Genomic DNA, 23,269 nt, shown 5'->3' on the forward strand with positions numbered 1-23,269 from the left:
AGTAAATAGAAGAAGAATAGTGTTTTTTATTTTATAATGAATAAATATTCGTTAAAATGTAAGGGATTTACAGTGATATTTCTGTTATAATATATAACGTTTTATAATATTATTTGAATTTAAGGAGAAAGATTCATGAAGCAACATGATAAGCGATTAATAGTATTTATACTTACAGCAGTTTTACTTTTAACAGCTTGTAGTAGCAAAACTGTTAAAACAAATGAAGTAGCACAAAAACAGGTGTTAAACGTAACAATATCAGAAGAAATTCCCTCCCTTGATACAGCGAAAGCGATGGACGGTACATCATCACATGTAATGCAAAATATATTTGAAGGGTTATATGTACTGGATCATCAAGATAAGCCTATTCCTGGTGTGGCGAAGTCATTTGAGAGAAGTGAGGATGGGAAAAGATATACATTCCATTTGCGTAAAGATGCAAAATGGTCAAATGGGGAATCGGTAACAGCATATGATTTTACTTTTGCGTGGAAACGGGCGTTGAGTCCTGAAACAGCAGCTCAATATGCATACTTGCTATTTGATATAAAAAATGCGAGAGAAATAAATAAAGGTATATTGGATGCTGATCAACTAGGAGTAAAGGTATTAGATAATTATACGCTAGAAGTACAATTAGAACAGCCTGTCCCATATTTACTACAATTATTAGCATTACCTATTTATTTACCACAGCATGAATCGTTTGTGAAAGAACAAGGAAATAGATATGGATTAGAGCCAAATAATCTTATATACAATGGGGCGTTTGTGTTAGAAAAGTGGAAGCATGAACAAGAATTTCAATTGAAGAAAAACAATACATATTGGGATAAGAAGCAAGTGAAGCTAGAGGTAATAAATTTTCATATTGTAAAAGATACAATGACGGCTGTAAATTTATATGAATCTGGTAGTATGGATCGTGCTCCTGTTAGTGCAACATTTGTAGATCAATACAAGGGCAAAAAGGAATTGCATATGAAAAAAGACTCTGCGATAGCCATGTTACGTTTTAATGAAAAGAATGCTACGTTAGCAAATAAAAAAATCAGGCAGTCTATTTCTTTAGCACTGAATAAAGAGGAATTTGTAAATCACTTTATCAATAATGGTGCAACACCTGCAGAAGGTCTTATACCGATAGGATATAAGAATGAAACAAATGGAAGAGATTTTCGACAGGAAAATGGTGATCTTGCTGTGTATGATTTGCAAAAGGCTAAACGAATTTGGGAAGATGCAAAAAAAGAACTTCGTACAGAAAGTGTCACACTTGAATTCTTAACATTTGAACAAGACAACGCAAAACGTATAGCAGAATATATAAAAGGAGAGCTTGAAAAGCACTTGCAAGGCTTAAAGATACAGATTAAGCAACAACCATCTAAACAAAAATTACAGCTTGAACAAACAGGGCAGTATGATATATCTATGGTAGTGTGGGGGCCAGATTACAAAGATCCTATAAATTACTTAGAGTTATTTACGACAGATAATCCGAATAATAAAATGAAGTATTCAAATTCGTATTATGACGATCTTATAAATAAAGCTAAATATGATATTGTATTAGATCGACAGAAAAGATGGGAATCTTTACAAGAAGCAGAGAGAGTATTGTTAGAAGATGTTGCTGTTGCTCCGCTTTATCATACTGGTTCAGCATATATACAAAAGGAGTATGTAAAAGGGATTGAAAAGCATCAATTTGGTGGTGTGTATACATATAAAAATGCTTTTATAACTCAAAAGTAGGCATGCTGAGAGAAAAAAGGGCTAAGTGCTATACAGAAGCACTTAGCCCTTTTTATGTTTCTTAAATCATTTTAAAACAAATCTAGAAAAAAGTTTTTTGAAAGCATGTTTCTTTCAGAAGGATTACCATTATATTTTCGAGATATTGAGGGGCCAACTATGCCAAAAGGTGGGATTCGTATAGAGAGTGGAAATGAGGTGCCGATAGGTGATATCATTTCACCTTTGACCTAAAATAAATCCCCTCTCCTTAAGAAGAGGGGATTTATTTTATTTTGTTGATTATGTAACTGAATTCTCGGATTAAATATGATGAAGACGAATAATGAAATGGGGATATTTGTAACGTTACTATTGAAATAAAAAAGATACCATCCGAGTTCGAATGATATCTTTCCTCTTATTATCCAGTAAATGTTTGGTACAGTAAGAAAATATTTAAAGCGATAACGAGTGCAGCAATTAACCAAGCGATTGCACTTGTAAGGCGATGATTAACTAGCACACCCATAATCTTCTTGCTACTTGTAAACATAATGAGCGGTACTAATGCAAATGCAATACCAAACGATAAAACGACCTGACTCATAACAAGAGCATAAGTTGGATTCACACCTAAAGCGATAATAACAAGGGGTGGAATCATTGTAACAAATCGTCGTAAATATAAAGGGATGTGCATACGGATAAACCCTTGCATAATAATATCACCAGACATTGTACCGACAGAAGAACTAGATAAGCCAGCGGCTAATAATCCGATTCCGAAGAGGCTGGCAGATACAGGGCCAACTAAATTCCCAAACTCCCTAAAAGCAACATCTAAGTCTTCAACATGTAATCCGTTTTTAAAGAATAAGGCAGCCGCTACAATTAACATACTTGCATTAATCGCTCCAGCGATCACCATTGCAATAATGATATCAATGAATTCAAAGCGGAAGATCTTTTTGCGTTGTTCATCTGTTGTTCCGACTACGCGGCGCTGCGTTAACGCAGAATGCAGATAAATCGCATGTGGCATTACTGTTGCACCTAAAATTCCAGCTGCGAGTAAAATACTATCTACACCTTGAAATTTAGGGATAAATAGCCCTGAAAGAAGAGGACTTAACTCAGGTTTTGCATAAAATACTTGTACGCCAAATGCAACAACAACGATAAAGACCATCCCTGTAATGATAGCTTCTAATGGACGGAAGCCTCTGCGCTGAAATTCAAGAATAATGAATGAGCCAACGGCAGTGATTAAAGCTGCGGGTAACATTGGAATGCCAAATAGTAAATATAGACCTAAGGCAGCTCCGATAAACTCGGCTAAGTCAGTAGCCATAATAACGAGTTCACCTTGTATCCATAAACCAATTGAAACCGGTTTTGGGAAGTGCTCACGTGCAACTTCAGGAAGGTTTTTTCCAGTAGCAATTCCTAATTTAGCTGATAAAGACTGAATTAAAACAGCCATTAAATTAGAAACAAGGATTACCCAAAGTAATAAATAACCATATTGTGATCCTGCGGCAATATTTGTAGCGAAGTTCCCTGGATCAATATAAGCAACGGATGCGATAAAAGCAGGTCCTAAAAAAGGTAATAATCTTTTAACTCCTTTTGTTTCACCGCTTAAAACTAAGTGAGCGGATTGAACCGTTGTACTTTGAGAAGGGACATCTTCATCTTTTGTTATATCTTTATTCATAGTAGTGTTCCCCTTTAATTTCTTAGCTTGATGCAATTTATTGTATTTATTTTTACTATTTATTTCAATACATTTAGATATTCTAGTTGATGTTTTTATTTGAACATAAATGTTTCCTTAATGCAAATTATATGATCTCACGCAATAAAAGGTGTGTCAGGACGGAGAAATAGACAACAATTTGGCAAAAAGAATTGAAAAGTTAAATATATGTAGTCGTAACTTTTTTACTCTGAGATGAATGAGAAGATTCAATGGTTTTGCATCATGTAATATGGTATAAGAAAGAATATTTTCTAATCTTTACATCGAGATAAAATAGAGATTTCAGCATAATAATTGCTGGAAATTGATTTGTATGTTATATAATATATTGGGGTTACTATGACATCCATATTGGATTGTTATGTAATCTTGTTTTCATTTGCGTTAACTTACGGAAAAAACATTATAAATAGGAGAAAATTACCTAAACAATAATTGGCATATCTTTTCTTTTTATTATATGTTCCGATATGATCGTTAACTTATACATTATTTTAAAATATTGACTTAGATAGGTGGTAGAAACAACATGTCAAATACGAAACCATATAGAGTGTTACTGTACTACATGTACACTACAATTGAGAATCCAGAAGAATTTGCAGCTCAGCATTTAGAATTTTGTAATTCACTTGAGTTAAAAGGAAGAATTCTTGTAGCGGAAGAAGGAATTAATGGAACTGCTTCAGGAACTGTCGAACAAACAGAGAAATATATGGAAGCGATGAATAATGATCCACGTTTTGCTGGAATCGTTTTTAAAGTGGATGAAGCAGAAGAGCATGCTTTCAAGAAAATGCATGTTCGTCCTCGCGGAGAGCTTGTTACACTTCGATTACATGACGATATTAATCCGAAAGAAACAACAGGGAAATATTTAGAGCCAAAAGAGTTTTATGAAGCAATGCAACAAGAAGATACTGTTATCATTGATGCAAGAAATGATTATGAATTTGATTTAGGTCATTTTAGAGGAGCAATTAAGCCGGATATTAAATCGTTCCGTGAACTGCCAGACTGGATCGATGAAAATAAAGAAATTCTTGAAGGTAAAAAAATCTTAACGTATTGTACGGGTGGTATCCGTTGTGAGAAGTTTTCAGGTTGGTTAGTTAGAGAAGGTTTTGAAGATGTAAGCCAGCTTCATGGTGGAATTGTAACTTATGGAAAAGACCCTGAAGTACAAGGCGAACTTTGGGACGGACAATGTTACGTATTCGATGAGCGAATTGGTGTTCCTGTGAATCAAAAAGAACATGTGATTGTTGGTAAAGACCACTTTACAAAAGAGCCTTGTGAACGTTATGTAAATTGTGCAAATCCAGATTGTAATAAACAAATTTTATGCTCAGAAGAAAATGAACAAAAATATTTACGTGCATGTTCACACGAATGCCGCGTACATCCGCGCAATCGTTATGTGAAAGAACATGAATTAACGGAAGAACAAGTTGCAACTGCATTAGAAAAAATTGAAGAAGAAAATCAAGTGAAACAGGGATAATACCCTAACTTGATATGAGAAACCGGATTATATCACGAAAGATATAATCCGGTTTTTGGTTTTAGGTATAGTAATGGTATTGATTTAGAAATGAAATAATGCATAGCTAGACAATACAAAAAATGATACCTTGTTTATTTGTAACTGCTTGCTCATACAATTTCTTAATTTCTGAAAAATAACTATAAATATACTCGAATATTTCATCTGCTGTATCATCTTCAACGAGTGGGTAAAGCTGCTCGTCCATTAATTCTTGAAAGTTAAACATTTCTTTGAAATCATATTCGCTCACATCTTTTATTGCAAAATAAGCTTCATTGACTTGATTCGCTAGAAGTGGAAAAGTACCAAGGGAATCATCATCTATGTTGGAATTATGTAATGGTACAACATATCCAAGAGGCGGTTCACCCCCGCCAATCTCACCACATAAAACGAAATGAAGTAATTGCCATGACTTATCAATATCTAAATCAGGTTCTTTAAAGTCAATATCCAGTTCTTTATTTTTTATTTTATTTATTTCTTCATCTATGACTAAGGTCTAATATCCAATAATCCCTATAATAGATAGCTCCTCTAAAGATTTTGAATTTATACCGCATTAATGGACACTAATACTCCCACCTCAAAATTCGGTGAAAGAAAAGAAGTTAGGTAGGAGATAAACTGCCCGTAAAAGCCCGATTGGTGAGGGCTAATAATCAGTGGGGATGAAAAAAAACCACTGATTAAAGTTTCACTTTATTATATCATTTGTAATGCAGGTATTTGCTGCAAGACTTGGAAAGTAAGGTGGGATTATTAGAAAGTCTACTTGTTACTTTTAGATTGAAGGATTTTCATAGGTAGAACATAGAAGGGAGAAATGTGAAGAAGTAAAATAGAAAAAATATGTGAGTGCGCGTTATAGATATTGAAGAATAAAACAGTTGACTCTTATGGTAAAAAATCAGTAAAATTAAACTGAATTTTAGTAAAATTTAAATAAATGCAGAGTGTTGTAACTGATTTTTTGTTAATAAGGAGGAACTTATGGTACAAATTGAGACGTTAGCCAATTTATTTCAACAGAAATTCAATCAAAAGGCTTACAATGTTTTTTTTGCACCAGGACGAATTAATTTAATTGGAGAGCATACTGACTATAATGGAGGTCATGTACTACCTTGCTCGATTACACTTGGCACATATGCGTTAGTGAGAAGGCGTAACGATGATTTAGTGCGTATATATTCTATGAATTTTCAAGAGACAGGGGTAATTGAGTTTTCATTGAAACAACTGGAATTTGATCCAGAACATAAGTGGGGAAATTACCCGAAAGGTATGATTCGTTACGTATTAGAAGCGGGGCATGATATTCAGTCTGGAATGGATATTTTATTTTATGGGACGATACCAAACGGTGCTGGTTTATCTTCATCTGCCTCTATTGAACTTGTAACAGGGATTGTTATTGAAAAGCTATTTGATTTACGAATAGATCGTATGGATTTAGTCCGAATCGGTCAAATGGTAGAAAATAAGTTTATCGGTGTCGATAGTGGAATTATGGATCAATTCGCAATTGGTATGGGGAAAGAAGGACATGGAATGCTGTTAAATTGTGAAAGACTCCAGTATTCATACACATCCATTCCATTAGAGAATTACAACATTATCATTATGAATACAAATAAACGTCGTGAATTAGCAAGTTCTAAATATAATGAACGAAGAAATGAGTGTGAAAAAGCACTGCATTACTTACAAGAAGTCATAGATATACGATCTCTTGGTGAATTGACAGAAGAAATATTTGAACACTATAAAAACTGTATCCGTGATGAAACAATAAGAAAACGTGCTAAGCATGCCGTATACGAAAATAGTCGTACGATAAAAGCATTTCATGAATTGAATCATAACAATCTTGTTGCATTTGGAAAGTTTATGAATGAATCTCATTGTTCGTTGCGTGATGATTATGAAGTGACAGGGAGGGAATTAGATACTCTTGTTGAAACAGCTTGGGAGCAACAAGGGGTATTAGGGGCGCGTATGACTGGTGCAGGATTTGGTGGTTGTGCAATTACGATTGTGGAAAAGGATTATACGAGTCATTTTATAGATGAGGTTGGAAAGCATTATGAAAAAATAATTGGCTATGAGGCAACTTTTTATATCGCCCATATTGGTGATGGAGCACGTGAGATTTCAAAGGAGGTTCTAAAATGACTATTTGCCAAGACATTCAGCAATTAATTGAATGTTCTTTGTCTGCAAAACTCATTGAAAAAGAGGATGAGATATATGCAAGAAATCAAATTCTTTCACTGCTCCATATTGATTTTTTTACCGAAAAGAAGCATGTGAAATGTGAGTTGGATATACCGGACTTATTGATGAAAATAGTGACATACGCATGCGATCAAGGAGTAATTGAGGATAGGGAGACTGAGAAGGAGAAGTTATCGAGTAAAATTATGAATTGTTTTATCCCTATGCCTTCTATTGTGAATCAACGCTTCTATGAACTTTATAAATATTCTCCGAAAGACGCTACTCAATATTTTTATACACTCAGTACAAACAGTAACTATATTCAAGGAAAACAGATTCAAAAAAATATAAGTTATAAGGCTCGAACTGAATATGGAGAATTAGATATTACAATCAATTTATCTAAACCGGAAAAGGATCCAAATGAGATTATAAGAGAGGATAAGAATACAAGTGTGGACTATCCAAAATGTTTACTCTGTATTGAAAATGAAGGGTATGCAGGAAGAATTGGGCATCCAGCACGTTCTAATCATCGTATGATTCAAATGAATTTATTAGATGAAAGGTGGTATCTTCAGTATTCACCGTATGTTTACTATCTTGAGCATTGTATTGTACTTTCTAAGGAACATCGAAATATGAAAATTGACCGTCGGACATTTTCAAATCTGTTATCTTTTGTTGCACGATTTCCGCATTATTTTCTTGGATCTAATGCAGATTTACCAATCGTGGGAGGATCCATTTTGTCACATGATCATTATCAAGGTGGCCAATATGAGTTTGCAATGGCGAAAGCAGAAGATGAATATAAATTTGAACTAACTAGGTTTCCAGATGTTCAATGTTCAACGATTAAGTGGCCTGTTTCTGTTATTCGTTTAAGAAGTAAAATGATGAATCCATTAGTAGATGCGGCTGATTTTATTTTGCGGCAGTGGAATCAGTATAGCGATCCATCGGTTGCCGTTTGTGCCTATACAAATAACATACCTCACAATACGATTACACCGATTGCACGTAAACGGAATAAAATGTTTGAACTAAATCTAGTGTTACGGAATAATCGGACAAATGAACAGTATCCACTAGGGATTTTTCATCCACATCAAGATGTACAGCATATAAAAAAAGAAAATATCGGTTTAATTGAAGTGATGGGATTAGCTGTGTTGCCAGCACGTTTGAAAAAGGAGTTACAAGAGATTGAGCAGTATCTAATAGGAAAGGGAACATATATTGAAAGTTACCATGTACCATGGGTAAAACAATTGATAGAACAATATAAAGATAGAGTAAATGAACGGAATGTCCGAGATATTGTTAGAAAAGAGATAGCGAATAAATTTCTGAGGGCGCTTGAGAATGCGAGTGTGTTTAAGCGAAACGATGAGGGAATCCTTGCATTTAGACGATTTATTCAGAAGTTGCAATTAGAGATGGGTGTCAAAATATGAATGTGTTTCAGAAAAAGTTTGGAGAAATTGATGGTAATCACGTATATGCTTACACTTTTACAAATCATGATGGTTTAGAAATAACATGTATAAACTATGGATGTATTATTACAAAAGTTATTATGCCTGATAGATACGGAAACTTTGAAAATATCGTATTAGGGTATGAAGATATGGCGAGTTATAGTGTAGATTCCTCGTACTTAGGGGCAGTTGTAGGAAGGGTAGCTGGTAGAATAAAAGATGCGAAAGTTGAATTAGAAGGTACAACTTATGACTTAGATAAGAATGAAAATGGACATCATCTTCATGGTGGTGTGAAAAGTTTTAGTCATATCATATGGGATGCAACGATGATAAAAAATAAGAAAGAACTGGGGGTTCGATTTTCATATATGAGTCCTGCTGGCGAGGGAGGATATCCAGGGAATGTTCATGTAACAGTTACATATACACTAAATGATAAAAATGAGTTTTGTATTCAGTATGATGCAGAAACAGATCAAACTACATTGTTAAATGTAACAAATCACACATATTTTAATTTAAGTGGAAACGCTAAGCGGAATATATTAAATCATATGATAAAGATGAATAGTGATAGATTTATTGAACTGAATGAACAATTCCTGCCAACAGGAAATTTAGTCGATGTCAGAGGTACAGCTTTTGACCTAAGAGAGGGACGGTTGATTAAGGATGGAATACAAAGTAATAACAGTCAGATTAAACGAGTAGGGCAAGGGTATGATCATTCATTTGTTTTGAATCGTCCTAATAATGGAGAAATTTTATTATGGGAAGAAGAAAGTGGGCGTAATGTTGTAATTAAAACAAGTGAAGCGAGTGTTGTTTTTTATACGGGAAATCAATTGTTTAACAAATATACGGGATTATGTTTAGAAACACAGAAATCTCCTAATTTATCAGATTCCCTAGAATTCCCTTCTTATATTCTTAAAAAGGGTCAACACTTTTCTTCTATAACGAAATATACATTCGGATTAAAATAAAAGAAAGAGTAGGTAAAGGAGAAATGACTACAATCAAAGATATAGCAGAAAAAGCAGGCGTATCAATAGCGACCGTATCAAGGGTATTGAACTATGATGAAACATTATCCGTAAGCAATAAAACAAAAAAGAAAATATTTGAAGTAGCAGAAGAGTTATCTTATAAAAAACGTACGTCACGTAATCGTAATAAGAAAACGACAAAAATCGCTCTTGTTCACTGGTATACAGAGGAAGAAGAGTTGAATGATTTATATTATATGTCAATTCGTTTAGGAATAGAAAAACGCTGCCAGTATCATCAAATAAATAATGTGAATTGTTTTCAAACAAATATAGAAGAACTAACGCGAGAAGATATACAAGGGATTGTTGCTGTAGGGAAATTTAGTGAGAAGGAAATAAATGATTTAGAAGGAATCACAAAAAATATTGTATTTGTTGATTTTTCACCAGATGAAGATACATTTGATTCTGTCGTTGCAAATTTTGAAAGTGCTACCATGAAAGTGCTAGATTATTTCTTAGAAAAAGGACATCAGAAAATTGGATATATTGGAGGAGAAGAGTCTTTTAACGATCAAACTTCTATTGTTGAGGATGCTAGGGAAGTAACATTTGAGAAATATTTAAAGTGTAAAGAATTATGGAATAAAGCATATGTATATATCGGTGATTTCTCGGTCAAAAGTGGTTATAAATTGATGAATAAGGCTATTGAAGAGCATAAAGAAAATTTACCAACAGCTTTTTTGACTGGAAATGATTCTATAGCAATTGGTTGTTTAAAAGCACTTAATGAACATCAGATTCCTGTTCCTGAAAGGGTCAACATAGTAGGAATCAATGATATTAGTGTATCTAGATATGTTTCACCTTCTTTAAGTACAATAAAAGTATACACGGAGTTTATGGGAGAAACAGCAGTAGATATATTACTGGAGAGACTTGCTGGAAGGCGTATTACCAAGAAAGTAATGATTCCTACAAAATTGAAGATTAGGGAAAGTAGTTGTTAATTTCATATATTGTTTAAGAAGTGTGATTGAGAGTAATCCAGGTGCTGAAAAGTATCTGGGTTATTTTTTTTTCAATTTTATTTTGTAGAAGTTCTTGTTTTATGTCACGTACTTGTAACAAAGAGTCATTATGATTTGAATCAATGAAAGAAATTGCCCTTAAAAATATGTATAGATATTTGTGAAGAGATACATGTTAAGCGATTTTTTATAATGAGTTGAGTAGCTAGGAGGAAAAGAAATTGCAAAATAAAATCATTTTAATTACTGGTGGGACAGGTTCTTGGGGGCGAGAGCTTATAAAACAATTATTAAAAAAATCACCAAAAGAAATCCGGATTTTTTCTAGGAATGAGACGGTTCAATTCGAGATGCAGCAGCAATTTTTAAATAATGACAAATGTAAATTTATCATTGGGGATATTCGAGATAAAGATCAATTGATTCATGCCTGTGTAGGTGTCCATTATGTGTTTCACCTTGCTGCATTAAAACATGTACCTGTATGTGAACATCAACCAGCTGAAGCAATTAAAACAAATATAAATGGTACACAGAATGTAATTGAAGCTGCTATACAAAATCAAGTAGAAAAAGTGATATATGTTTCAACCGATAAAGCGGCAGATCCATCTAATACGTATGGAATGACGAAAGCAATTGGGGAAAAGCTCATCATTCATGCAAATTTACAAACGAAGAAGACGAAATTTATTTGTGTACGGGGAGGAAATGTTTTAGGGACAAGTGGCAGCGTAGTTCCTATTTTCAAAAATCAAATTCAAACTCGTTCGCAACTTGGTATTACAGATCTAAATATGACTAGATTTTTCTTAACGGTTGAGGATGCGATTGAGTTGTTATTTAAAGCGACATATGAGGGAAGAGGTGGTGAAATTTTTGTAATGAAAATGCCAGCGTGTAAAATTATCGATTTAGCCGAGGTACTTATTGAAGATACAGGAAACAAAAAGGTACACATAACAGAAATAGGTATGCGACCTGGTGAAAAATTAAGTGAAATGCTTTTGTCTGAAGTTGAGAGTAAAACGAGTGTATGTTTTGATAAAGATTATTTTGTTGTATTGCCTTCTATTCAGATAGAAGGGCTACAAGAACACTATTCAAGTTATCCACCTGTGAATCTATCGAATTATAGTTCACAGCAAGGACTGATGCAGAAATACGAAGTGAAGCAAATGCTAAAAAAAGGAGGGTTTTTACTATGAAAAAAAATGCTCGCCTTTTAATAACTGGTGCAAATGGTTTTACAGGACGTCATGCTTGTCAATATTTTTTAAATTATGGTCTAAGTGTAATTCCTGTGTTTCAAACAAAGCATCGTGCATTAGAGATAGCGAATAGTGAGGTATGTGATTTAAGGAATAAGACGCAAGTGATGAGCTTAATTGAAAAGGTAAAACCAGACTATGTTTTACATCTAGCAGGAGGAAATTCGGTATTAGATTCTTGGAAAACACCTCTTAAGTACATAGAAGTAAATGCAATGGGTACCTTGTATTTGTTAGAAGCTATTAGAAATGAAGTGCCAAGTTGTAAAACATTAGTAGTGGGTTCAGCTTTGCAACATGATTTCGCAAATGGTACTGCGCCTTCCCATCCGTATAGTTTTAGTAAAACGATGCAAGTTGCTATTGCACTTGCTTGGGAAGAGTTAGTAGGAGCAAATGTTGTAATAGCAAGGCCTTCGAACATAGTTGGTCCAGGATTCTCAAATGGTATTTGCTCTATTTTAGGTAAGAGAATGATAGACATTGAGGAGGGCAATAGTCAACCGGTTATTGAGCTAAGTAATCTTCAAACGAAAAGGGATTATGTAGATGTTCGTGATGTAGTTGCTGCTTATCATCTTTTACTTTGGAAAGGTGAAAGTGGAACGAATTATGATATTGGTTCTGGTGTGGCGAGATCATTGTTAGAAGTAGTAACACAATATAAAGAATTAACACAGCTGGATTTTCAAATAAGAGAAACAGAAAAGAGTGAGAGTAAGGAGTTAGTATCTTTAAACATTAATGAAATTCGAAAGCTGGGATGGATTCCAAGGATTTCATTTGCTGATTCATTAAAAGATGTATTGGCTTATATGAAAAATAAGTAGAAAAATGAAAACAGGAGGGTATATGATCGTACATCCACAGAATCAAATAGATTTATTTTCAATACATTATGCAGAAAACGGTACGGTGTATTTCTCTCTTTTTGACACATTGGACTGGAAAGAAGAAGAAAAACATGTGTTGATATTACAAGAGAAGATAAATGATTGCATCGTTTCTGTTGAACAGAAATGTAAAATAGTTACTAGAAAAAAGTTTGTTATACGAATCTTCGCTCAATATGAATGCAATGAATTTGGAACTGATTTTTATGAACTTTTAAAAGATGTATTACATGATATGGGTCATGAATTTGAGTTTTATTTGATTAGCGACCCTCGTACTTGTTAAAAGTTCACTTTGGCACATATTTAGAGCCGATAAGATTTATATAAGGGATAGAGATTTCTGTAAGCTATCACGTATGTTACGGGGACTAGACAAAATGATATAGAGGTTAAAGTAATGCTACAAAAAATAAAGGAGAGGGAATCATTTATGAATAAAAAAGTAGTTTTTACTGGGGGAGGGACGGCTGGACACGTTATGGTTAACGTAGCACTCATACCTAAGTTTCTGGAAAGAGGATGGGACATTCAATATATAGGATCCCAAAATGGAATTGAAAAAACATTAATTACCGATGTGAAGTATCATAGTATAGCAACTGGAAAATTTAGACGATATTGGGATTGGGATAATGTAAAAGATCCTTTTAAAGTGATAAAGGGATCCCTTCAAAGTTATAAATTGATTAAAAAGATGAGACCAGATGTCGTTTTCTCGGCAGGGGGATTCGTGTCTGTTCCAGTTGTAATAGGAGCCTGGCTGAATAAAGTGCCTATTATCATTCGTGAACCAGATCGGACGTTAGGACTTGCAAATAAAATAGCTATTCCTTTTGCTAAAAAAGTCTGTACAACATTTCCAGATACAGCTGAGAAGATAAATACAGCTAAAACACAATATATTGGTCCGATTGTAAGAGAAGAAATAAAAAAAGGAGATGCACTACGTGGGCTTTCATATTGTAAATTTAAAACTAGTAAACCAATATTATTAGTTATGGGTGGAAGTCAAGGTGCACAAAGTATTAATGATACGGTTAGAGCGTGTCTAGAGAACTTATTAAAAGATTTTAATGTCGTTCATATTTGTGGGAAAGGAAAATTAGATTCAGGAATTCATGTAGAAGGATATAAACAATTCGAATATATAGGTGAAAGATTACCTGATATACTCGCGCTGGCTCATATTGTAGTTTCTAGGGCAGGGTCTACTGCAATTTTTGAACTGAAAACGTTAAAAAAACCAATGCTTCTCCTGCCGCTCTCTAATCAATCAAGTAGGGGAGACCAAATTATAAATACAGAACACTTTGAATCTTTAGGTTATGCTGAAGTATTACTTCAAGAAAATATAGATGCTGATACGTTTCTTCATAAGGTATATAAACTGCTGGAAAATAAAGATAAATACATTCAAAATATGAGCAAAAATGTAGAAGATAGAGAGGGGATAGATGAATTAGTTGATGTAATTAGTGAAGTTACTATAAAGTGAAATTTTAAACCTTATATATACTATAAGATTTAAAAATAAAATTCACCCTGAAAAGGCAAAAAAGATCTTTATAAATGGATTAAAACAGGGGAGATAAGGCCTAGAAATCGTTGTTATCCTTGTATTATCAATCTAGTTGGTAATAAATTTAGTAGAACATTCTTGTTAATCCGTACAATTCCTAGAAGAAAAATAAGAATTAAATGTTGATTTATGGAATTTAGTTATTATATACTAGATATTGTAAGAGATAATCTTACAATATCTAGTGTTATTTAATGAGGGGGGATAACGTATGTGTAGTAATTGCATGTAAAACTATATTTTATTAATAGATTTTATGTATCTAATTTACACCTTGAATTTTCTTAATATTTATTGTTTTTAGATATATTGACGTTGATTCTTTATTATTTTATTAGGGGGAAGGTAAAATGAAAAAGAAAGGTTTAGCGTTTTTCTTGGCAGCTGGAGTGGCAGTTACAGCATTTGGAGGGACAAGCTCTGCATTTGCAGATTCTAAGAATGTACTCTCTACGAAAAAATACAATGAGGCAGTACAGTCACCAGAGTTTATTTCAGGTGATCTAACTGAAGCAACTGGGAAGAAAGCAGAATCTGTTGTGTTTGATTATTTAAATGCAGCAAAAGGGGAGTATAAGTTAGGTGAAAAGCGTGCAGAGGAATCTTTTAAAGTAAAACAAGTAAAAAGAGATTCTGTAACTGATTCAACAGTATTGCGCTTACAACAAGTGTATGAAGGGACACCTGTATGGGGGTCTACTCAACTAGCTCATATTAGTAAAGATGGTTCATTAAAAGTATTATCTGGTACAGTCTTACCTGATTTAGATAAAAAGGAGAAATTAAAAAATAAGGATACGATTGAAGGTAAAAAAGCGATTGAAATTGCACAGCAGGATTTAGGATTAACACCAAACTATGAGGTAGAACCGACAGCGGAATTATATGTATATCAAAATGATGAGAATCCAACATATGCATATGTTGTAAAATTAAATTTCTTAGATCCTAAACCAGGAAACTATTATTATTTCATTGAAGCAGACAGCGGTAAAATATTGAATAAATATAACACAATTGACCATGTAACAGGTGAAAACCAAGCTCCAATTGAGCAAAAAGCTGTTAAACAAGAAGGGAAAGCAGTTGTAAAACCTGTAACAGGAACAAATAAAGTAGGAACAGGTAAAGGGGTATTAGGAGATACAAAATCTATTAATACAACATTATCTGGATCTTCTTATTACTTACAAGATAACACTCGCGGGGCAACAATTTTCACGTATGATGCGAAAAATCGTTCTACGTTACCAGGAACATTATGGGCAGACGCGGATAATACTTTAAATGCTAAATATGATGCTGCGGCAGTAGATGCTCATTATTATGCAGGTGTGACATACGATTATTATAAAAATACCTTTAATCGAAATTCTATTAATGATGCAGGAGCGCCATTAAAATCAACAGTTCATTATGGAAATAAGTATAATAACGCATTCTGGAATGGTTCTCAGATGGTATATGGTGATGGAGACGGTGTAACATTCACTTCCCTTTCAGGTGGGGTAGATGTCATTGGACATGAGTTAACTCATGCAGTAACAGAATATAGTTCAAATCTAATTTATCAAAATGAGTCTGGTGCCTTAAACGAAGCCATTTCTGATATCTTTGGGACATTAGTAGAATACTTTGATAATCGTAATCCAGATTGGGAAGTAGGCGAAGATATTTATACACCTGGTAAAACAGGGGATGCGCTTCGATCTTTGAGCGATCCAACAAAATATGGTGATCCTGATCATTATTCTAAACGTTATACTGGATCAGGTGATAACGGTGGTGTTCATACAAACAGCGGTATTATTAACAAAGCTGCTTACTTACTAGCAAATGGTGGTACACATTACGACGTAACAGTGAACGGCATTGGTAAAGATAAGGTAGGAGCAGTTTACTATCGCGCTAATACACAGTATTTCACTGAGTCTACAACGTTTAGTCAAGCACGTGCTGGTTTAGTACAAGCTGCAGCTGATTTATATGGTGCAAACTCTGCAGAAGTTACAGCGGTGAAACAATCATATGATGCGGTCGGAGTACAATAAATTGCAATTAAAGTTTCTAAAAGAAAGAACACTCATTTAGAGTGTTTTTTTCTTTTAGAAACTTGCTCTATGAAAATAGAATGTTGCTTGCGTCTAATAAATCAGAATAGAATTCTACGGGAAGTAACAAACTTAATTTTCTAATTAGAATTACATTATATACCCTTATCAGGCGTATAATAATAAAAAATTTATATACATATATATGTATTCCAGATTTACGAGAATAAAAGAATTGATTATTAAGTAGTACGAAAATTAAAGAGAAAACATGGAAGAAGAAGTTTTGTAAAATAATTCAATTTAAATTAATTATATAGTTTGTTTAATATGACTAAAAAATAGTAGTCTTTTAAATATTTCTTTGATATAATTCCATTTACATTATTTTATAATGAAATTAAGATGTATTAGGTAGGTAGTAGTAACATGGCTGATATAAATGTTAGAAAATCAAAAGAGTATTTAATGATCGAATGGCAAACTGCAGAGATTAATATTCCTTTAGAGGATATAGTTGATGTTGATGGAGGGAATAATGATATTCTAGAGAAGAGTGATATAGTAAAAATAGGGAAACGAAATGAGAGATCAGATTATATCTTAATTAGGACTAAAAAATTCGATTATGCATTATTTACAATGGATAAGGATTTACTTTTAAATAAAATTAATTTGTAAATAATTCAGGTTTTTTTTATTTTGTATATATTAATATTCATTTGCTTAATACTATTCGTAGTAAAAAGATCTACTTTTGTTTCATCATGTGAATAATTAGAGCATCTAACTCTTGACTAAACGCTATTACTTTTTCATGATGGAAACCATAATAGTTAACCAGTTGAATCAATTCTTCTTTTCTTTTTTCAATTAGAATATATAGTTTGTTTAATTCCATATTTTAATGTAAACTCCCCTATTCCTATAATATTACTTAGGGAATTATATACTATTTTTCTACATAAAGGAACAGTATAATTAAACAAATTAAAACATCTTTATGAATTTTTAAATAGATAAGATGTAATAAGTACATACTTACAGTTAGATTAGTTATTTAAGCAATGAATACTCCCCCACCTCAAATCCATATTGAGGTGGGGGAGTATTCATTATCAAGATATGCTAAAGAAGTACATATAAATTCTAATTAAGCTTCTAGTATCATAAGACCATTGGATATTCATGTTGAACATGAATAATGAGAGGAGATAGAAAAAATGTAACCGAAAATAATAAATATTCCCGCTAAAAAAATTGTTGGAATAAAAAAAGAAACAACTTTTGAAAAAGACCCTGAAATCACAAGGGGGATATGGCAAACATTTATGCCGATAAGAAATAGTATTCTTCATAGAGCTAACTCTTGTTTTCTTTCCGTAAAAGTGTTAAAAACCCCTTTGAATATGAATGATATGAATTATGCCTATCAAAAATGGGCTGCTGTTGAAGTTGAAAGTTTTGATAAAGATATTTCTTTAGAGTTATCTAAGCACACATTAGCAGGTGGCTTATATGCTGTTTTTATCCATAAAGGAACGGCATCTGATATGAGTACATTCCAATATATTTTTCAAGAATGGTTACCAAATTCAAATTATAATTTAGATGTAAGGGAACATTTTGAAGTTATGGATGATACGTATCGTCCAGATGATATCAATGCCAAAGAAGAGGTTTGGATATCAATAAAGATGAAATGAAGTATAGGAATATAAGTACTGTAAGATGAATTCTTGAAATGGAAAGATATTTATCGTGATGAAGATTCAAGAATACAATCCGTGTAATTGTTTGGTCTTGAATTTATGGAGCATATTCTAATAGTTTAAATACAAAACAATAATGGTATAAAATATAATAATAGGCACCATCTAAAGTATCAATGTTGAATAAGTAACAAGAAATATAGTTTGCAATAATGAAGGAGGAGTATGAGTAAGTTTGGATTGTATGGAAAATTTACAGTAAAAGAAGGGAAGCTACTTACTCTTGTTATAATCAGATCTTGTTAAACCATAAACCACAGTATCTTCATAAACGCCCCAGTATAAACAACTTTGTTTAAATGTTCCTTCATGTTTCAATCCTAATTTTTGCATGACTTTAGAAGAGGCAGGGTTTTTAGTGAAAGCATCAGCGTAAATACGATTTAACTGCAATTCTTCAAATGCATATGTAACGATGACCTGCCCAGCTTCTGTACAGTACCCTTTACCCCAATATGATTTACCTACCCAGTATCTGAGTTCTCCTTTATTGTGTTTTTTATTAATAAAAAGATATATGCAACCTATGAGCATATTTTGCTCATTAATCATTGCAAAGTGAAAACTGTCACCCTTATCCATAGCTGTATGAGTATAGGTAATCCATTCTTCTGCCCAGCCATCTGGATAAGGATGAGGAATGATTGTAGTGGTTTTCGCCACTTCTTGATCTCCTGCTAACTCTTGAATTTTTGGGGCATCATCTAATTCAAATGGGCGTATTGTTAATCTCTTAGATAAGAACATTGGATATTTCATTTTTTCGCTTCGCATCCTTTCTACCTATACAAGTCGTTACTAAGTTTATAATACATAATTTTTAAATTAAAATGTTACTAATTTGTTCGTTAATAAAATGATAAATACTATTATCTAGTCCTCGTTAAAATGAAATCTTATTAAAAAAGTGAATCTTCTGTCTGTTTAATAAGTCAGATGTATAATATAGTTATGTTACAATGAAGTGAAATTTTCATGTCTGGAAAAGGGGAGTTCTATATGCGTATTTTGGTGTTAGGAGCTGGAGGAGTCGGGGGTTACTTTGGAGGCCGGTTAGTAGAAAAAGGAGAAGACGTTACTTTTCTCGTTCGTAGTGGACGAAAACAACAGCTTGAGAAAAACGGTCTAGTCATTCGTAGTATAAATGGAGATTTTTCCTTTATACCACAATTAATAACAAAAGCTGAATCCACAGATCCATTTGATTTAATTTTATTTTCAACAAAAACCTATCATTTAGAAGAAGCAATAAACGACTTGAAATCATTTGTAGGTGAGAACACAATTATTTTACCACTATTAAATGGTATAGCTCACTTATCTCTATTACAACGCTCATTTGGTGAAGATAAAGTTATCGGAGGTTTATGCTTTATTGAAACAACATTAAATGGGGAGGGAGAGGTTGTTCAAACTAGTGCTGCCGACCGGCTTGTATTTGGTGAAATTGAACATCCAGATACAGAGCGAATACATCGGATTGCCAATACATTAAAGGATACAAAAGCAAGTTTTATTTTGAGTGATCATATTGTGCAAGATATGTGGCATAAATATTTGTTTATTACGGTTATGTCAGGCGTGACTACGCTAATGCGTGCGCCGATAGGACCAATTCGTGAAAGTGATGGAGGACGAGAATTTATTCGGCATTTATTTGAAGAAGCGGCACAGATTATGAGAGCATCTGGAGCTCCAATTCATGATACTATTGTTGAAGAGCATATGAAGACGATTGATAAGATTTCATATGATATGAAATCTTCTATGCAGCGGGATATGGAAAAGGGGTCATTCATCGAAGGGGCATACTTACAAGGATATATATTGGAATTAGCTCAACAATTTCATATAGATGCGCCATTGCTAGAAATTGTTTATCAGAATTTAAAAGTTTACGAAGAGATGTTGTAAGGGGGCATTTAAACAGTCCATTGAGATGTTCGTAGACAAGGAAAGCGAGTCAGCTTTTCAACGTTCATCTACCATTAGAATCAATTTTGGAAAAGAACAAAAAATTCGATGTGGATACCAATGGAACTAGTATTATCTCCACAGAATTTTCAATTAAATGGAGAAATGATTATGAAGCCATAGTAAATTTTCATTTCAGTATTAAAGAACCAAGAGAATGGAGATATACTTTTCAAAATGAATGCTAATATAGAAACTAAGTAGCCCTGTATCTTTAAAAGGATACAGGGCTACTCTTGTAGATTTCTGTTAACATAAATGCGCTTATTGGTAGCAAAAGAAAAAACAATAGTATGAAGCCGTTATATTTTCGTTTCTTCCTTCTTGATAAATGGATATGTGCTCCTAAATATATAGATGGAATTTCCGCTTAAATATTTATAAAGAAGTGATTTGAATGTTTTGGTAGGTTTGTCTAAAAAGCGTATAGAAGTATGAAAAAGTAAAATTTAAACTTATCCAAAGGGGATGACGAAGATGTTAAAAAAATTTGGTCTAGGATTATATTCTACAGCAATCGTGTTAAGTGCTGGTATAGGATTTTCAGGTACTGTATCAGCAGATAGTCCATCTGTATATGAACAAATTATGAATGGTAACTTTGAAGATAGGCTAAACCACTGAGTTTTATCCAATCCTAATTCTTCTAATGAAAACATTAATAATTCTGGAACAGGTAATCATTATTTGAAATTAATACATGAAGACACCGCTTATCAGCTTATTACTGTAAAGCCGAACACAGAATATACATTAACATTTGATACAGCAGGGATTTTGGGATCTCCGGCAGAAGTCACAGTAGGTAATTTAAATTCACTTCAAGAAGTAGTCCCATTAACCAAAAAGCAGTATACAGGTTTTTCACCCGCACACCATGAATTTACGTTTACAACCGGAGAAGATGTATCAAACTTTGTAGTGAAACTTGCTTCTACAGGCAGTGGAAGGGTTAAGTTTGATAATGTGGAATTGAAAGAGAAGTCTTATATTTTAAATGTTGATTTTGACCGGAATACGAATTTAGATCTCCTTAAACAATGGGGCTATGTAAATGCCAAAATTGAGGAACATGCAGGAGTAAATAATTCTAAAGGCATTCATTTAGGTGGATCAAATGGTGGATTCGAGGGGTACGTAACTTTTAAGCCTAATACTACGTATATATTATCTGCATATGGCAAAGTAGTATCCTCTGGACAAAAGGTTATTGTAGGGACTGGAATTGATGGAGTAGGTGAAAAAACTTTAAATTTCACTTCCTCACAATATGAACAAAAATCTGTTGAATTTACTACTGGAAATACTGAGGCTTCAGGAAAAGTCTACATTTATATTCCCTCCGGTGAAAGCTGTGATGCTTATCTTGACGATACTGTATTAGTGGAAAAGTAAGGTTCTGGTGTAAAAAGTATTTTATAGAGACATAGAGCCTATACAGGGTGTTCAACTTCAAAGTATGATGCGATTTCAAATGAGTTGTATTGTATGAAGCATAAAAAATTTAAATCTGTGCGAAGCATTGAGTTTTTGAAAATATACAAAGGGAGAAGAATGATAAAGATTCTTCTCCCTTTGTGTGTAATTAGGGTTGGCATTATCAATAGATATGCGCTGTTAGGAATTGCTGGATGAACAATTCGCTTTTAAAATTATAACAAAATAAACCTGAAATATTATATGCAATATTTCATATTAAGATATATTTAACTGTTCAGGAATTCAAAATTATTATGGGTAATTTTGGGGAGTTATAATTTACTAAAGATAACTTAAAATATGAGCAGGATTTCTTGTATAACAAACAGAACTGGATTTGCACTCCTTAATTAGAAAGCTCGTATTAATTTTTTTATAATTGTTCATTTAAATTCATGAATTCCCTTATTTTCCTTTGTAAGTTATGTAGGAATAAGCAATCTTCTAGAGGATAGTGAATAGAAATGTGATTTTTATAATTGTAAATAGCGTATATTAATTTTTAAGGAGTGATATCATATGGATTTTCTTTCACCTGAATATTGGTCAACCTTACTATCCATTATTGTAATTGATCTAGTTCTAGCTGGGGACAATGCAATTGTAATTGGATTGGCAGCAAGGAATTTACCAAAAGAACAACAAAAAAGAGTCATCCTATGGGGAACAGTTGGTGCAATAGGAATAAGAGCAATTGCAACCGTATTCGTTGTTTGGTTACTAAAAATACCTGGTTTGCTTTTAATCGGGGGTATACTACTTATATGGATTGCTTATAAACTCCTTGCTGAAGGAAAAGAACATGATGTTAAATCAGGAGAAAGTTTCTGGGCAGCTATTAAAACAATTGTTATAGCTGATGCATTAATGGGATTAGATAATGTTCTAGCCGTTGCAGGAGCTGCTCATGGGGATTTTTCTTTAGTTATTATTGGCTTGTTAGTTTCAGTTCCAATCGTAGTATGGGGAAGTACATTAATTTTAAAATGGGTAGAACGTTTTCCTATCATTATTACAATCGGAGCAGCAGTTTTAGCTTATACCGCATCTAAAATGATTGTAGATGAAAAATTCCTAAAAGGTTTTTTTGAAGAAAATCTTATAATAAAATGGGGATTAACGATTTTAATTGTTGCAGGTGTAGTATTCTTTGGAAATTTAAAACAGAAAAAGAAATTATCCCACATTAACGGGCAGTAATAATCCCACCTCAAAGTTCGGTGAAAGTAAAGAAGTTAGGTGAGAGATAAACTGCCAGTAAAAGCCCGATTGGTGAAGGCTAATAATCAGTGGGGGATGAAGCCCCCACTGATTAAAGTTTCACTTTATAAAAAAGACCATTCGCTTGATGGTCTTGGTCTTATCCCTGTCAAGTAGACAGTATTAAAAAAGACTAAGCAACCATCGCGATTCGATATTCTATCGGAGCTCGGTGGTTGAGTCGTTTTTGGAAC

The 23,269-nt window shown here is 33.2% G+C and carries 19 protein-coding genes and 2 pseudogenes; 17 read left to right on the forward strand and 4 right to left on the reverse strand.

The window, feature by feature from the left end; translation table 11 throughout:
• The first annotated feature begins 135 nt into the window (after positions 1 to 135).
• Positions 136 to 1,764: a peptide ABC transporter substrate-binding protein gene (locus tag AZF08_RS11135; protein WP_033676394.1), complete on the forward strand. Its 1,629-nt coding sequence runs from the start codon at positions 136 to 138 to the stop codon at positions 1,762 to 1,764.
• A 102-nt stretch (positions 1,765 to 1,866) separates the two neighbouring features.
• A pseudogene (locus AZF08_RS32150) lies at positions 1,867 to 1,998 on the forward strand (M23 family peptidase); the annotation flags it as partial.
• A 169-nt stretch (positions 1,999 to 2,167) separates the two neighbouring features.
• Here the strand turns inward: AZF08_RS32150 and AZF08_RS11140 are convergent.
• Positions 2,168 to 3,463 carry an Nramp family divalent metal transporter gene (locus AZF08_RS11140; protein WP_033676391.1) on the reverse strand — a complete coding sequence of 432 codons (1,296 nt, stop codon included), beginning with the start codon at positions 3,461 to 3,463 and terminating at the stop codon, positions 2,168 to 2,170.
• A 574-nt stretch (positions 3,464 to 4,037) separates the two neighbouring features.
• On the opposite strand from AZF08_RS11140, the gene trhO reads away from it, so the two are divergent.
• Positions 4,038 to 5,012 carry an oxygen-dependent tRNA uridine(34) hydroxylase TrhO gene (gene trhO, locus AZF08_RS11145; RefSeq protein WP_033676389.1) on the forward strand — a complete coding sequence of 325 codons (975 nt, stop codon included), beginning with the start codon at positions 4,038 to 4,040 and terminating at the stop codon, positions 5,010 to 5,012.
• Positions 5,013 to 5,118: 106 nt separating this feature from the next.
• Here trhO and AZF08_RS11150 read toward each other — a convergent pair whose 3' ends face one another.
• Positions 5,119 to 5,550 carry a DUF1877 family protein gene (locus AZF08_RS11150; protein WP_321141620.1) on the reverse strand — a complete coding sequence of 144 codons (432 nt, stop codon included), beginning with the start codon at positions 5,548 to 5,550 and terminating at the stop codon, positions 5,119 to 5,121.
• Between the two features lie 500 nt (positions 5,551 to 6,050).
• Here AZF08_RS11150 and AZF08_RS11155 point away from each other — a divergent pair, with 500 nt between their 5' ends.
• From AZF08_RS11155 to AZF08_RS11200, 10 genes are all read left to right on the forward strand, one after another.
• Positions 6,051 to 7,235, forward strand: a complete 1,185-nt coding sequence (locus tag AZF08_RS11155) for a galactokinase (protein WP_033676388.1) — start codon at positions 6,051 to 6,053, stop codon at positions 7,233 to 7,235.
• Entirely contained in the window at positions 7,232 to 8,740 is a 1,509-nt protein-coding gene (gene galT, locus AZF08_RS11160; RefSeq protein WP_033676387.1) for a UDP-glucose--hexose-1-phosphate uridylyltransferase, read from the forward strand. Before AZF08_RS11155 ends, galT begins: the two co-directional genes overlap by 4 nt.
• Positions 8,737 to 9,753, forward strand: a complete 1,017-nt coding sequence (locus AZF08_RS11165) for an aldose epimerase family protein (RefSeq protein WP_033676385.1) — start codon at positions 8,737 to 8,739, stop codon at positions 9,751 to 9,753. The genes galT and AZF08_RS11165 overlap by 4 nt, the downstream gene beginning before the upstream one ends.
• A gap of 23 nt (positions 9,754 to 9,776) precedes the next feature.
• Positions 9,777 to 10,772 (forward strand): LacI family DNA-binding transcriptional regulator, encoded by a 996-nt coding sequence (locus AZF08_RS11170; RefSeq protein WP_033676383.1) that lies wholly within the window; start codon positions 9,777 to 9,779, stop codon positions 10,770 to 10,772.
• A gap of 242 nt (positions 10,773 to 11,014) precedes the next feature.
• Positions 11,015 to 12,001 carry a UDP-N-acetylglucosamine 4,6-dehydratase family protein gene (locus AZF08_RS11175; RefSeq protein WP_033676381.1) on the forward strand — a complete coding sequence of 329 codons (987 nt, stop codon included), beginning with the start codon at positions 11,015 to 11,017 and terminating at the stop codon, positions 11,999 to 12,001.
• On the forward strand, positions 11,998 to 12,894 hold the full coding sequence (locus AZF08_RS11180) for an NAD-dependent epimerase/dehydratase family protein (RefSeq protein ID WP_033676379.1): 897 nt from the start codon (positions 11,998 to 12,000) through the stop codon (positions 12,892 to 12,894). The genes AZF08_RS11175 and AZF08_RS11180 overlap by 4 nt, the downstream gene beginning before the upstream one ends.
• A 22-nt stretch (positions 12,895 to 12,916) precedes the next feature.
• The gene (locus AZF08_RS11185; RefSeq protein WP_200875229.1) at positions 12,917 to 13,243 is read left to right on the forward strand and encodes a DUF6572 domain-containing protein; all 327 of its coding nucleotides are present in this window, start codon (positions 12,917 to 12,919) and stop codon (positions 13,241 to 13,243) included.
• Positions 13,244 to 13,390: 147 nt separating this feature from the next.
• Positions 13,391 to 14,455, forward strand: a complete 1,065-nt coding sequence (locus tag AZF08_RS11190; RefSeq protein ID WP_033676479.1) for an undecaprenyldiphospho-muramoylpentapeptide beta-N-acetylglucosaminyltransferase — start codon at positions 13,391 to 13,393, stop codon at positions 14,453 to 14,455.
• Between the two features lie 434 nt (positions 14,456 to 14,889).
• Positions 14,890 to 16,590, forward strand: coding sequence for a M4 family metallopeptidase (locus tag AZF08_RS11195; RefSeq protein ID WP_033676377.1), 1,701 nt, complete (start codon positions 14,890 to 14,892; stop codon positions 16,588 to 16,590).
• 429 nt (positions 16,591 to 17,019) lie between these two features.
• Positions 17,020 to 17,271 carry a SunI/YnzG family protein gene (locus tag AZF08_RS11200; RefSeq protein ID WP_033676376.1) on the forward strand — a complete coding sequence of 84 codons (252 nt, stop codon included), beginning with the start codon at positions 17,020 to 17,022 and terminating at the stop codon, positions 17,269 to 17,271.
• Between the two features lie 70 nt (positions 17,272 to 17,341).
• On the opposite strand, the gene AZF08_RS11205 is transcribed toward AZF08_RS11200, so the two are convergent.
• On the reverse strand, positions 17,342 to 17,491 hold the full coding sequence (locus AZF08_RS11205; protein ID WP_063177284.1) for an aspartyl-phosphate phosphatase Spo0E family protein: 150 nt from the start codon (positions 17,489 to 17,491) through the stop codon (positions 17,342 to 17,344).
• Between the two features lie 337 nt (positions 17,492 to 17,828).
• On the opposite strand from AZF08_RS11205, the gene AZF08_RS11210 reads away from it, so the two are divergent.
• On the forward strand, positions 17,829 to 18,296 hold the full coding sequence (locus AZF08_RS11210; protein ID WP_321141621.1) for a GyrI-like domain-containing protein: 468 nt from the start codon (positions 17,829 to 17,831) through the stop codon (positions 18,294 to 18,296).
• 279 nt (positions 18,297 to 18,575) lie between these two features.
• Here the strand turns inward: AZF08_RS11210 and AZF08_RS11215 are convergent, their stop codons facing one another.
• Positions 18,576 to 19,121: a GNAT family N-acetyltransferase gene (locus AZF08_RS11215; protein ID WP_033676477.1), complete on the reverse strand. Its 546-nt coding sequence runs from the start codon at positions 19,119 to 19,121 to the stop codon at positions 18,576 to 18,578.
• A gap of 240 nt (positions 19,122 to 19,361) precedes the next feature.
• Here AZF08_RS11215 and panE point away from each other — a divergent pair, with 240 nt between their 5' ends.
• The 3 genes and pseudogenes from panE to AZF08_RS11230 all read left to right on the forward strand — a co-directional run bounded on the left by panE (position 19,362) and on the right by AZF08_RS11230 (position 23,015).
• Positions 19,362 to 20,276 (forward strand): 2-dehydropantoate 2-reductase, encoded by a 915-nt coding sequence (panE, locus tag AZF08_RS11220; RefSeq protein ID WP_033676374.1) that lies wholly within the window; start codon positions 19,362 to 19,364, stop codon positions 20,274 to 20,276.
• Positions 20,277 to 20,813: 537 nt separating this feature from the next.
• Positions 20,814 to 21,731: pseudogene (locus AZF08_RS11225) on the forward strand (choline-binding protein A).
• A 603-nt stretch (positions 21,732 to 22,334) separates the two neighbouring features.
• Entirely contained in the window at positions 22,335 to 23,015 is a 681-nt protein-coding gene (locus AZF08_RS11230; RefSeq protein WP_033676372.1) for a TerC family protein, read from the forward strand.
• Positions 23,016 to 23,269 lie beyond the last annotated feature (254 nt).

The sequence above is a fragment of the Bacillus gaemokensis genome (genome assembly GCF_001590835.1).
GTDB lineage: Bacteria > Bacillota > Bacilli > Bacillales > Bacillaceae_G > Bacillus_A > Bacillus_A gaemokensis.

Coding starts and splice junctions, on each gene's coding strand:
- trhO (WP_033676389.1), top strand. CDS start 4,038: ATGTCAAATACGAAACCATATAGAGTGTTACTGTACTACATGTACACT.
- AZF08_RS11200 (WP_033676376.1), top strand. CDS start 17,020: ATGGCTGATATAAATGTTAGAAAATCAAAAGAGTATTTAATGATCGAA.
- galT (WP_033676387.1), top strand. CDS start 7,232: ATGACTATTTGCCAAGACATTCAGCAATTAATTGAATGTTCTTTGTCT.
- AZF08_RS11135 (WP_033676394.1), top strand. CDS start 136: ATGAAGCAACATGATAAGCGATTAATAGTATTTATACTTACAGCAGTT.
- AZF08_RS11205 (WP_063177284.1), bottom strand. CDS start 17,491: ATGGAATTAAACAAACTATATATTCTAATTGAAAAAAGAAAAGAAGAA.
- AZF08_RS11185 (WP_200875229.1), top strand. CDS start 12,917: ATGATCGTACATCCACAGAATCAAATAGATTTATTTTCAATACATTAT.
- AZF08_RS11190 (WP_033676479.1), top strand. CDS start 13,391: ATGAATAAAAAAGTAGTTTTTACTGGGGGAGGGACGGCTGGACACGTT.
- AZF08_RS11215 (WP_033676477.1), bottom strand. CDS start 19,121: ATGAAATATCCAATGTTCTTATCTAAGAGATTAACAATACGCCCATTT.
- AZF08_RS11180 (WP_033676379.1), top strand. CDS start 11,998: ATGAAAAAAAATGCTCGCCTTTTAATAACTGGTGCAAATGGTTTTACA.
- AZF08_RS11170 (WP_033676383.1), top strand. CDS start 9,777: ATGACTACAATCAAAGATATAGCAGAAAAAGCAGGCGTATCAATAGCG.
- AZF08_RS11155 (WP_033676388.1), top strand. CDS start 6,051: ATGGTACAAATTGAGACGTTAGCCAATTTATTTCAACAGAAATTCAAT.
- AZF08_RS11165 (WP_033676385.1), top strand. CDS start 8,737: ATGAATGTGTTTCAGAAAAAGTTTGGAGAAATTGATGGTAATCACGTA.
- AZF08_RS11230 (WP_033676372.1), top strand. CDS start 22,335: ATGGATTTTCTTTCACCTGAATATTGGTCAACCTTACTATCCATTATT.
- AZF08_RS11195 (WP_033676377.1), top strand. CDS start 14,890: ATGAAAAAGAAAGGTTTAGCGTTTTTCTTGGCAGCTGGAGTGGCAGTT.
- panE (WP_033676374.1), top strand. CDS start 19,362: ATGCGTATTTTGGTGTTAGGAGCTGGAGGAGTCGGGGGTTACTTTGGA.
- AZF08_RS11140 (WP_033676391.1), bottom strand. CDS start 3,463: ATGAATAAAGATATAACAAAAGATGAAGATGTCCCTTCTCAAAGTACA.